This is a genomic window from Rossellomorea sp. ABR4_004 (genome assembly GCF_056159585.1).
In genome coordinates this window covers 176003-187758 of sequence record NZ_JBSWVM010000002.1, presented here as the reverse complement: position 1 = coordinate 187758, position 11756 = coordinate 176003, and the positions used below count along the sequence as shown (strand labels likewise).

Below are 11756 nucleotides of genomic sequence, written 5' to 3'. Positions count from 1 at the left end.
GAATGATTACAGAATGTTGCGAACAATCAGGTTGGAGTGGTGGTAAAATAGGAGTTAAAGTGAAGAGGAGAGTTGATGAAATGTTCAAGGATATAACGATAGATCGATGTGATGTCAATAACTATACATTCGTAGATGTGAGATCTCCTTCTGAATACAGGGAAATGACGATTCCGGGCAGTATCAACATACCCGTCTTCAATGATGAAGAGAGAGCAGAAGTCGGGACTCTATACAAGCAAGTAAGCAAAGAGAGGGCAACGGAACGGGGATTGGAAATCTTCTCAGGAAAACTCCCGGATTTTATAAAAGAGTTTAAGAAACTGGAGGGTGAGATTGTGGTTTTCTGCTGGCGGGGTGGGATGCGAAGCAAAGCAGCTGCCACCTTCCTGGATTTAATGGGTGTGAAAACTTCCCGTATTCAAGGAGGGGTCAGGGCGTATCGTCACTGGGTGTTGAATGAACTGGAGACATTCGATTTAAAGCCTCAAGCCTTAGTGTTAAATGGAGGAACCGGAGTTGGCAAAACAACCATCCTGAAACAGCTCCAAAAGGAAGGGTACCCGGTCCTGGATATCGAAACGTTAGCCAACCATCGAGGCTCCATTTTTGGACAAATCGGGTTGACACCAAGCAACCAGAAAACCTTTGATTCCCTTCTGCTTAAAGACCTGAAATAGCTTACGGAATCTCCCTATATTTTATTCGAAGCGGAAAGCAAACGGATCGGAAAGCTGCTTCTCCCTGACTTTTTAGTAGAGAAAAAGGAGAGGGGTTTTCATATCTTTATTGAGATGCCACTGAAAGAAAGAGTCAATCATATTTTAGAAGAATACCGTTTACACGAGCATCATGATGAATTTGCAGAAGCGTTTCGGTGTATCAAGAGACGTATACATAGCCCGATTGCCAATCAGATTGAGAATGAGCTGAAAGAGAAGAACTATGTACGGATCTTGGAGCTTTTATTGGAATACTATTATGATCCAAGATATTACCATACGGCGAGTCAGTATCCTGGAGATAAAAAGGTGACGATAAAAGCATCTTCTATTGGAGAGGCATGCGAAGAAGTGAAGAAATTCATAAAAGGAAGCGTATCTATTCATGAAAAAGCTCGGGAAATCATTTTATAGAAAGGGATTGACCGTGTGGTGCACCACATGGTTTATGATTTAGGTGTGAGGTGGAAAGAATGTACAAGGTGAGCGAGTTTTCCAAGATGACAGGACTGAGTAAGGAAACACTGCGTTATTACGCAGAGATCAAATTGCTGGAACCTGTGTATATCGATCCTGCAAACAACTATCGCTATTATGATAATGGGTCCTATCTAGTGGGACGATTATTGGTCTACTTAAGGAGATTTAACTTTTCCATTCAAGAAATGTTAACCGTCGTAAATGACGAGTCCTTTGAGAATTTGGAACAATTGATACGTGCGAAGAAACGGGATTTAGAAGCGGAAATTCAGCGAATACAAACAGTGATCGAAGAAATGGATGATTTCATCGAGATGGGAATAGGAGAGGATAAGAATGATTAAATGGCAAGAAGAACGGATCATTCCAGTCAATATTGAAACGATTTGGCATTTGTTTGAGCTTGAGAACATTCAACGAATCATGCCGAACGTCGTTGAAAACAAGGTACTGGAGCAAAAGGAAGGTGTGGTAGGATCCACTTACCAACAGAAATACAAAGAGGGGAAAAGAATCGAGACGTATATCGTAGAAGACCTCGAGTATGAGAACACCCCTGAGAAAAAACACAATAAGATTGGCTTCACACTTGCAAAAGCTTTTGAAATCGAGGCTGAATTCACCCTTCACAAAATAGACGAGAGCCAAACCACATTCATCTATAAAGGTGAAAACAGAGGACGGAACTTCCTTGGAAAAGTCTTATTAAAACTTGGCGGAGAAAAAAATAATAACAAAGTCGTCACCGAATTCATGGACCGTGTTGAAAGCGAAGCATTGAAAGAAGCGAATAAGTAGTGAAGAAGAGGGACGGACCTCTGAGAGATAAGAAGTCTTGCCGAGGAGAGAAAAAGGGTGGTTAGTCACTGTCCAGTATGGGAGACGCACATAAGGGAGAGAGGGATGTAGTATCCGATCATCTGCACCCATCTTGAAAATATCTCTACTATACTAAACATAATGGGAATATATTCAGGATAACGGAATAATGTATAGAAAATGCTTCATTCTAATCCGTACACTTTGTTTTAAAAAGCAGTTATAGAAAGCCCCTGAAGAATACTCAATTTGGCTTCCCAGAGCCACGTGATAGAGAAAGGAAAGATTTCAAGGGCTTCCTGTTATAAATAGTATTGTTCTGCATATGCTAATATGCCTGGGAATAAATAACTAATGATGTGTTTGATAGGCATTCAAAGAAGAGGGACGGACCTCCACGAAGTTGGAGGTCCGTCCCTCTTCAGTGTGGTTTGAGTTTTAGAGTATATGGGAATAGAAGAAGAGTTTCAGCAGCTTGACCGGTAATGTATTTCATCCGTTACCCCCGCTATCATTCGATACGTCCATCCTAAACAGCAAAAACATGCAAAATTACGTGTGAGAAAAATTTTTTTTAGTGATTATTTTGCATGAAAATTCATGTTGAATATTGATGAAAAATGTTCCAGTGAGTGATTTTTTGAAAGCGATTTCTTTGTGATTACATCAAGCTTTTAAAGTTTCTGAATATTAAGTCAAAATAAACATTTATATATCAGCGTTCATTCACTCCAATACATATATATTTGGAAAAATACCTCTTTTCCCGTTAACTTAATTTTTCGTTTTTTCTAAATTTCATGATATACTAACGAAAATTAAGAAAATTTAATTAACCGGTTAATTATTCAAAAAATATACAAGTTTGGTAGAGGAGGACATTGGATGAAAACGAATCTTCCTGTAGCGCAAGGGATGTATGATCCTGCGCAAGAACATGAAGCATGTGGAATTGGAATGATTGCAAATATTGATGGGACGAAGAGTCATAACATCGTTCAAAATGCCATTAATATTTTATGTAACTTAGAGCACCGCGGAGGACAATCTGCCGATACAAGTACTGGGGACGGTGCAGGTATCCTTACTCAAATCCCCCATCATTTCTTCAAAAAGCAATGTGAGAAAGAAGACATCATTCTTCCCCGAAAAGGTGAATATGGAATTGGAATGGTATTCCTTCCTGAAAATTATGAGAAGCGTATGAAGAGTAAAGAAATCTTCGAACGCATCATAGAAGAAGAGGGTCAGAAGACTTTAGGATGGAGACCAGTGCCCCTAAACGATTCTTTTGTCGGAAAAGTGGCTTCCAAGTCGAAACCTTTCATCCGCCAGGTATTCATTGGGGTCTCGGATGATATACAGTCCCGGATGGATTTCGAACGAAAGTTATATGTAATCCGGAAACGAATTGAAAAAGAAGTGGCAACTGTTGAGGGACAAGAAGATGTCTATCTATGTAGCTTGTCTTCCACGACCATCGTTTACAAAGGGATGCTCATACCTGAACAGCTCGATTCCTTTTATATTGACCTCAACCACCCTGAGTTCCGGTCAGCTTTAGCTCTTGTACATTCCCGCTTTAGTACAAACACTTTCCCAAGCTGGCAGCGATCTCATCCAAACCGATATACGATTCATAATGGAGAATTCAATACATTAAGAGGTAATGTGAACTGGATGCGCGCTCGTGAGAAGCTGTGCCATTCAAGTGCTTTTAAAGAAGAAGATCTGGAAAAAATCCTTCCTGTCATTGATGAGACAGGCAGTGATTCCTCCATGTTTGATAACTGCTTTGAATTCCTTCATTTATCAGGTAGATCCCTTGCTCACACGGCTATGATGATGGTACCTGAACCATGGGAAAATGATGACACGATCCACCCTAAGAAAAAGGACTTCTACGAATATCATAGCTGTTTGATGGAGCCATGGGATGGACCTGCAGCGCTTGTGTTTACAGATGGAAAACAGATTGGCGCATGCCTTGACAGGAATGGACTTCGACCTGCCCGCTACTATGTGACAAAGGGCGGCATGATCGTTCTTGGTTCTGAAGTTGGGGCCCTTGATATTTTTGCCGACGATATTGTGTACAAAGACCGATTACAACCGGGGAAAATGCTGTTGGTGGACCTTGAAAAAGGTAGAATCATTCCGGACGAAGAGATCAAGTTGCGGGTTGCTTCCGAACAACCATACAGACATTGGCTGGATAACAATAAGTTTGAGCTTGAGGATTTGCCTGAAACGACCCAGGAAGTGGTTCAACTGGATTCAGAAGAAGTTCTCCTGCAACAACAGGCATTTGGCTACACAACAGAGGAATTAAACAAACTTATCAAGCCGATGGTTACAGATGGGAAAGACCCGGTCGGTTCCATGGGATATGATTCACCTCTTGCTGTATTATCGAAAAAACCGCAACTTCTTTATAACTACTTCAAACAACTATTTGCTCAAGTGACAAACCCGCCGATCGATGCGATTCGAGAACAGATCATTACATCTGTGGGAACAACGATTGGAGCAGAGGGTAACCTGGTTAACCCGGGTCCTGAAAGCTGCAGGCATATCCATTTAAAGACACCGATTTTAACCGGGGAAGAGCTTGAAAGGCTTCGTCATCAAAACGAAGAGGGCTTCAAAGCCGTTACTTTATCGATTTTATTTGATGTAACCGATGAAGGAAATCAGCTTGAAAGCACCCTGGATGCACTGTATGAAAAAGCTGACCAGGCCGTTGAAGACGGGGCGACCCTGCTTATTTTATCAGACAGAGGAGTTGTGAAGGATAGGGCAGCCATTCCAGCGCTTCTTGCCGTTTCAGGACTGCATCATCACTTAATTCGCCAGGGAACCCGTACGACTGTCAGCATTCTTTTAGAATCAGGGGAACCAAGGGAGGTTCACCATTTTGCAACCCTGCTTGGATATGGTGCAGAAGCGATCAATCCGTATTTAGCCTATGAAACACTGCGTGATCTGATCGATAAGGGCGAGCTGCAGGACACCACTTACGAACAAGCGGTGCACCGTTTTGTGAAATCAGGGACTGACGGTGTCATCAAGGTATTATCTAAAATGGGGATCTCTACAATTCAAAGCTACCGTGGAGCACAAATATTTGAAGCGGTAGGCATTCATAAAGATGTGATCGATAAATATTTTACCCGTACAGCCTCAAGGCTCGGCGGAATCGGAATGGATATCATCGAAAAAGAAGTGCTCTTAAGACATAGAAAAGCATTTAATGACCGTAAAGACAATCAAAGTACATTAGAATCCGGGGACGAATTCCAATATCGTAAAAATGGAGAGGATCATGCGTACAATCCAAGTACGATTCACACTCTTCAACATGCATGCCGTACGAATAATTATGAGTTATTCAAGAAATACTCCACCATGCTGACAGACGAAAAGCAAAATCTTCAATCTCTGCGCGGACTTCTTTCTTTTAAAGAAACGAAGCCTATCCCGATTGAAGAGGTAGAGTCAGTGGAAGAAATCTGTCGCCGTTTCAAGACAGGTGCCATGTCATTCGGCTCCATCAGCCAGGAAGCCCATGAAGCATTAGCAATTGCCATGAATAAAATAGGCGGACGGAGCAACTCAGGTGAAGGCGGGGAACACCCTAGCCGTTTCACGCCAGACGAAAATGGGGATTCCAGAAGAAGTTCAATTAAACAAGTAGCATCAGGACGCTTCGGTGTAACGAGCCATTACCTTGTCAATGCGGATGAAATCCAAATCAAGGTCGCACAAGGAGCTAAACCTGGCGAAGGAGGGCATCTCCCTGGAAAGAAAGTGTATCCTTGGGTTGCTGAAGTGCGGGGATCTACTCCTGGAGTGGAATTGATTTCACCACCGCCTCATCATGATATCTATTCGATTGAAGACCTTGCCGAGCTGATTTATAACCTGAAGAATGCGAACCCGCAAGCCCGCATCAGCGTGAAGCTGGTATCAGCTGTGGGTGTTGGAACGATCGCTGCAGGTGTGGCAAAAGGCCGGGCGGATGTTGTGTTAATCAGTGGATATGACGGAGGGACAGGTGCTGCACCAAGAACGAGTCTGAAACATACAGGACTGCCATGGGAGATCGGTCTTGCCGAAGCTCATCAGACCCTGTTACTGAATCGTCTTCGTGACCGGATTGTCGTCGAGACTGATGGGAAAATGATGACGGGCCGGGATGTTGTGGTTGCATCGCTTCTAGGAGCGGAAGAGTATGGATTCTCGACTGCACCACTTGTTGTCCTTGGGTGTGTCATGATGCGTGTTTGTCATATGAATACATGTCCAGTCGGTATTGCGACTCAAGACCCTGAGTTACGTAAAAAATACACAGGTGACCCTGAGCATGTAGCGAATTTCATGCGTTTTGTTGCCCAGGAAACGAGAGAGCTTATGGCTCAACTTGGTTTCAGAACGATCAATGAAATGATCGGTAGAACCGATATCCTTGAAGCAAACGAAGCAATCGATCATTGGAAAGGGAAAGGAATTGACCTCTCTGCCCTACTGTATCAGCCGGATGTGCCTGAAAAGGTGGGCCGCTATGCGACAAGAAAACAGGATCACGAACTTGAGAAAACACTGGATTATCAAGAACTGATTCCCCGCTGCCGCCAAGCCATTGAAAAGGGAATACCGGTTGAATGGACGACAGCGATCAGGAACATTCACCGTGTAACCGGCACGATGCTTGGAAGCGAAATTACAAAACGTTACGGTGCAGAAGGCTTACCGGAAGATACTATCCGCCTGACGTTTAAAGGATCTGCAGGACAAAGCTTCGGTGCCTTTATTCCGAAAGGACTGACGTTGAGACTTGTCGGTGATTCAAATGACTTCGTAGGAAAAGGTTTATCAGGCGGGAAAATCATCGTTCATCCTGATCCAACCGCTACGTTCATTCCTGAACGAAACACAATCATCGGGAACGTTTCCTTCTACGGGGCATCAGGTGGAGAAGCATATATTTATGGAGTGGCCGGCGAGCGCTTCTGTGTCCGAAACAGTGGGGCGCAGGTAGTCGTTGAAAGTGTTGGCGATCACGGATGTGAATATATGACAGGTGGAAAAGTGGTTGTACTCGGTCTGACAGGCCGAAACTTTGCAGCCGGTATGTCAGGCGGAGTCGCTTATGTACTGGATGAAGATGAAAATTTCCGATCAAGATGTAATCAGGAACTGGTTCTTGTTCAACCATTATTTGATCCGGAAGAAATGAAAGATGTATACCACATGATCGAGAAATACGTTCATTATACAAACAGTAACAACGGCAAGAAGATTTTAGCGAACTGGGATTCCTACGTGTCAAAATTTGTACGCGTAATTCCGAAATCGTATCTCAAGATGAGAGAACGGATCAGTGAGCTTGAAAATAGTGGATTAGAGAAATTCGATGCCGAAATGGCAGCATTTGAAGAAGGTACAAAAGAAGAGAAAAAAGTGTTAGAACCTGCGAAATAAAGAGGGAGGGGGATATTATGGGAAAGCCAACTGGATTCATGGAATATAAAAGACAAACATTAGACGAAAGAAATCCAGCTGAACGAACGAAGGATTGGAACGATTACACCTCTCCTCTTTCGGAAGAAGAAGTCAAGAAACAGGGGGCGCGCTGTATGGATTGCGGCGTTCCTACCTGTCAGTCTGGAATGGAAATCAACGGAGCAACAACTGGGTGTCCTGTTTATCACTTAATACCGGAGTGGAACGATCTTGTGTATCAGGGACAATGGAAAGAAGCCCTTAAGCGTGAGCATCAGATGAACAACTTTCCCGAATTCACCGGTTTTGCTTGTCCTGCACCATGTGAGGGAGCATGCGTACTGGGAATCAACGAGCCGCCGGTTGCGATTAGAACCGTCGAACGCTCGATCATCGAAAAAGGGTTTGAAGAAGGCTGGGTCATTCCGGAACCACCCGAATATCGCACCGGTAAACGGGTGGCGGTCGTGGGATCAGGTCCTGCAGGATTGGCCTCAGCTGCTCAATTGAATAAAGCAGGTCATCTTGTGACCGTTTTTGAAAAGAATGATCGTGTAGGAGGATTATTAACGTATGGCATTCCAGAAATGAAATTGCCTTATTCAGTCGTTAAGCGCCGCGTCGATATTTTAGAAGAAGAGGGCATTGAATTCGTTACGAATACGGAGGTCGGGAAAGACTACACAGTCGAAAACCTGCGTGAAAACTTTGATGCGGTAATCCTTTGCGGGGGAGCTGCCGTTCATCGTGACATCCAAGTGGATGGGCGGGATTTGAAAGGCGTTCACTACGCAATGGAATTCCTTCATGCGAATACAAAAAGCTTATTGGATTCCAACCTGAAAGACGGAAATTATATTTCTGCTGAAGGGAAGAACGTCATCGTCATCGGTGGTGGCGATACAGGTACAGACTGTTTGGCCACTTCTGTAAGACATAATTGTAAGAGCCTCACACAGTTTGATATCTATGATAAAAAGGGCGCCATGCGTGATGAAATCGGCAACCCTTGGCCGCAATACCCGGTCATTCACCGGGTGGAGTACGGTCAAAAAGAAGCAGCAGAAGTACTTGGAGAAGATCCACGAGCTTATGCTGTCATGACTAAGAAGTTTGTCGGCGACGAGCATGGTCATATCAAAGAAGTTCATACGATTAACGTAAAGCTTCGTTATGACGAAGATGGAAACAAAATCCGTGATGAAATTCCCGGAACGGAAAAAGTATGGCCAGCTGATCTTGTCCTTCTGGCAATCGGATTCAGTGGTCCGGAACAAGACCTGATCAAAGAGCTTGAAGTTGAAACAAACAGCAATTCAACGGTGAAAGCAGAGTACGGCAAATACCTGACCAACGTCGATGGCGTCTTCGCTGCAGGAGACATGCGCCGAGGCCAAAGCCTCATCGTCTGGGCCATCAACGAAGGCCGTGAAGCAGCGCGCGAATGCGACCGCTACCTCATGGGCACAACCGAATTACCTTAATAGAGGGACGGACCTCCGTCGGGCTTGATGCCTGACGGTGGTTTTTTTGCTTGTTTAAAGAGGGACGGACCTTCCCTCACAACCCATGCACTACCTCCAATCCCCTTAACCACACCATTTTTTTCAGTCATATTCAAAGGTCCGTCCCTCAATCTCCTTCCTAAATGGTCTCAATTCACTATAGAACATGTAAGTGAAAATAAATGTGTAGGGGTAGCATATTCACTTCTAAACAGGTTGGAACCAGAATATTTTCTATGGGAGAGGTTTTGTCCTATCTACTAGGCAAAGCATCTTGAGTGAAAAATAGACTGATAGGGGGAAAACAAAATGATGAAATATCTTCAGCGCATTGGTCGTTCGTTGATGCTTCCGGTTGCCGTTTTGCCGGCTGCAGCGATTCTGATGGGGATTGGGTATTGGATCGATCCGACTGGCTGGGGCGCGGAAAGTCCGGTTGCAGCCTTCTTAATCAAGGCTGGCGCTTCGATCATTGATAATATGTCGATTCTGTTTGCAGTCGGTGTAGCACTGGGTATGGCCAAAACAAAGGATGGTTCTGCAGCACTGAGCGGCTTGGTCGCTTATCTCGTGATTACGACCCTCCTTTCAACGGACTCAGTTGCACTGCTTCAAGGTGTGGATGCCGCAGCGGTCAATCCGGCATTTGAGAAAATCGGTAATCAGTTTGTCGGGATTTTGTCAGGGATCGTTGCGGCAGCTATGTACAATCGCTTCAGTCACGTAAAGCTTCCGGATGCCCTTGCCTTTTTTAGCGGAAAACGATTGGTTCCGATCATGTCGGCGGTTGCCATGCTGGTTGTATCAGGTGTGATGCTGTTTGTTTGGCCTGTCATCTACACCGCTCTTGTATCATTCGGGAAGGAAATCAGTGAATTAAGCTTCACGGGTGCGGGTTTATATGGATTCTTTAATCGATTATTAATTCCAACCGGTTTGCATCATGCCTTGAATTCCGTGTTTTGGTTCGACGTTGCCGGTATTAATGATATCGGGAATTTCTGGTCAGGTAAGGGGGAAAAAGGAGTTACAGGTATGTATCAGGCTGGGTTCTTCCCGGTTATGATGTTTGGTCTCCCTGCAGCGGGACTCGCCATCTATCATGCTGCGAAGCCAAGTAAGAAGAAGCAGGTGGCATCACTGATGCTGGCAGCCGGCTTTGCTTCCTTTTTCACAGGAGTGACAGAGCCTCTGGAATTTGCCTTCATGTTTGTGGCACCAGCCCTTTATGTAGCACATGCTGTGTTGACAGGATTATCCCTGGCCATTGCCTCCTTCTTCCAATGGACCGCTGGGTTTGGCTTCAGCGCAGGGTTCGTCGATTTTGTCCTGAGTTCAAGACTTCCGTTAGCGAATCTTCCGTACATGCTGCTCATACAAGGTATCGTATTTGCCCTTCTCTACTACTTCTTGTTCCGTTTCATGATCGCGAAATTCAATCTTATGACGCCTGGGCGTGAAGAGGATAGCGAAGAAGCAGTGGGGGAGAGTGCAGCGGTGCTCACTCAAGACGAAAAGTTTGCTGTGATGGCATCTGAGATCTATGCCGGACTCGGCGGAGATGCAAATGTAACATCCGTTGATAACTGTATAACAAGATTGAGAGTGGAAGTGAAGGATATGGATGTCGTGGATCAGGCGAGGATCAAAGCGACTGGGGTTCCGGGCATTCATATAGTTGGGGAAAATAACATCCAGGTGATTGTCGGCACGTCGGTGCAGTTTGTGGCTGATGAGATTGAGAGGATTCGAGGGTAGAATAAGGAATGGGGACTTGGCGTTTTTGGTAGAATGGCAGATGAAAACTGTTTTTGGCAGATATATTTCTTAAACGGCAGATAAACCAATTCCAATAGCTTCCCCCAACTTCCGCACCATGGGTTGGGGTCTCTTTTTCTCCCAAACTGCAAAAATCTCTCGAATAGTCTATACTTTACCCTATAGAATTCTTTCCCAGAAAGGTTTTTACCATGAAGAAACTTAAAGAATCGGATCTTTATCAACCGATCCAAAAACATTTTCACAAACAGGGTTACCAGGTAAACGGTGAAGTGAACGATTGTGATGTGACTGCCTTTAAGGAAGATGAACTCGTGATTGTAGAATTAAAGCTTTCATTGAATGTCGAACTTCTTATTCAAGCGACAAAGCGGCAGAGACTCACAGACCTTGTATACATAGCAATCCCGAAACCAAAGCGTCCCCGAACAAAGCGGTGGAATGATGTCTGTCACTTGGTGCGCAGATTAGAGCTCGGTCTGATTACCGTGTCGTTTACAACGAAAACCCCAAAGCTTGATTTTGTCATACATCCGGAAACCTTTGACCGGAATAAGAGTATGAAGAACAGCAAGCGGAAACGGGCAGCTCTTGTAAAAGAAATCGAAGGGCGCAGTGCAGATTACAATGTAGGCGGAAGCAATAAAACGAAAATCATGACGGCTTACAAGGAAAATTGCATTCAGATTGCCTGTTACCTGGAAAAACACGGTCCCATGTCACCGAGGAACTTAGCCAAGTTGGGCACGGGTGCGAAAACTCCATCCATTCTTCAGAAGAATTATTACCGCTGGTTTGAGCGGGTGAAAAGGGGAGTTTACCAGATAACGGAGCAAGGAAAAAAAGAGCTTGAGAAGTATCCCGAGCTTGCAAGCTACTACTCTAAGAAAATAGAAGAAGAACAATAGAAAGAGCCTGCCCCGCAACCGGAGAGCAGGCTCTTCTT

The 11756-nt window shown here is 44.5% G+C and carries 6 protein-coding genes and 1 pseudogene; all 7 read left to right on the top strand.

Features of this window, described 5'->3' with window-relative positions:
• The first annotated feature begins 2 nt into the window (after positions 1 to 2).
• A pseudogene (mnmH, locus tag ACXAF2_RS13805) lies at positions 3 to 1136 on the top strand (tRNA 2-selenouridine(34) synthase MnmH).
• Between the two features lie 59 nt (positions 1137 to 1195).
• The gene (locus ACXAF2_RS13800; RefSeq protein WP_475139444.1) at positions 1196 to 1546 is read left to right on the top strand and encodes a MerR family DNA-binding transcriptional regulator; all 351 of its coding nucleotides are present in this window, start codon (positions 1196 to 1198) and stop codon (positions 1544 to 1546) included.
• The gene (locus tag ACXAF2_RS13795) at positions 1539 to 2000 is read left to right on the top strand and encodes an SRPBCC family protein (protein ID WP_475139443.1); all 462 of its coding nucleotides are present in this window, start codon (positions 1539 to 1541) and stop codon (positions 1998 to 2000) included. The genes ACXAF2_RS13800 and ACXAF2_RS13795 overlap by 8 nt, the downstream gene beginning before the upstream one ends.
• A 906-nt stretch (positions 2001 to 2906) precedes the next feature.
• Positions 2907 to 7505 (top strand): glutamate synthase large subunit, encoded by a 4599-nt coding sequence (gene gltB / locus ACXAF2_RS13790; RefSeq protein ID WP_475139441.1) that lies wholly within the window; start codon positions 2907 to 2909, stop codon positions 7503 to 7505.
• Positions 7506 to 7522: 17 nt separating this feature from the next.
• Positions 7523 to 9010, top strand: a complete 1488-nt coding sequence (locus ACXAF2_RS13785) for a glutamate synthase subunit beta (protein ID WP_475139437.1) — start codon at positions 7523 to 7525, stop codon at positions 9008 to 9010.
• Between the two features lie 330 nt (positions 9011 to 9340).
• The gene (gene nagE / locus ACXAF2_RS13780) at positions 9341 to 10789 is read left to right on the top strand and encodes an N-acetylglucosamine-specific PTS transporter subunit IIBC (RefSeq protein WP_475139434.1); all 1449 of its coding nucleotides are present in this window, start codon (positions 9341 to 9343) and stop codon (positions 10787 to 10789) included.
• A 212-nt stretch (positions 10790 to 11001) separates the two neighbouring features.
• Positions 11002 to 11718 carry a DUF2161 domain-containing phosphodiesterase gene (locus ACXAF2_RS13775; protein ID WP_475139433.1) on the top strand — a complete coding sequence of 239 codons (717 nt, stop codon included), beginning with the start codon at positions 11002 to 11004 and terminating at the stop codon, positions 11716 to 11718.
• The last annotated feature ends 38 nt before the right edge of the window (positions 11719 to 11756 follow it).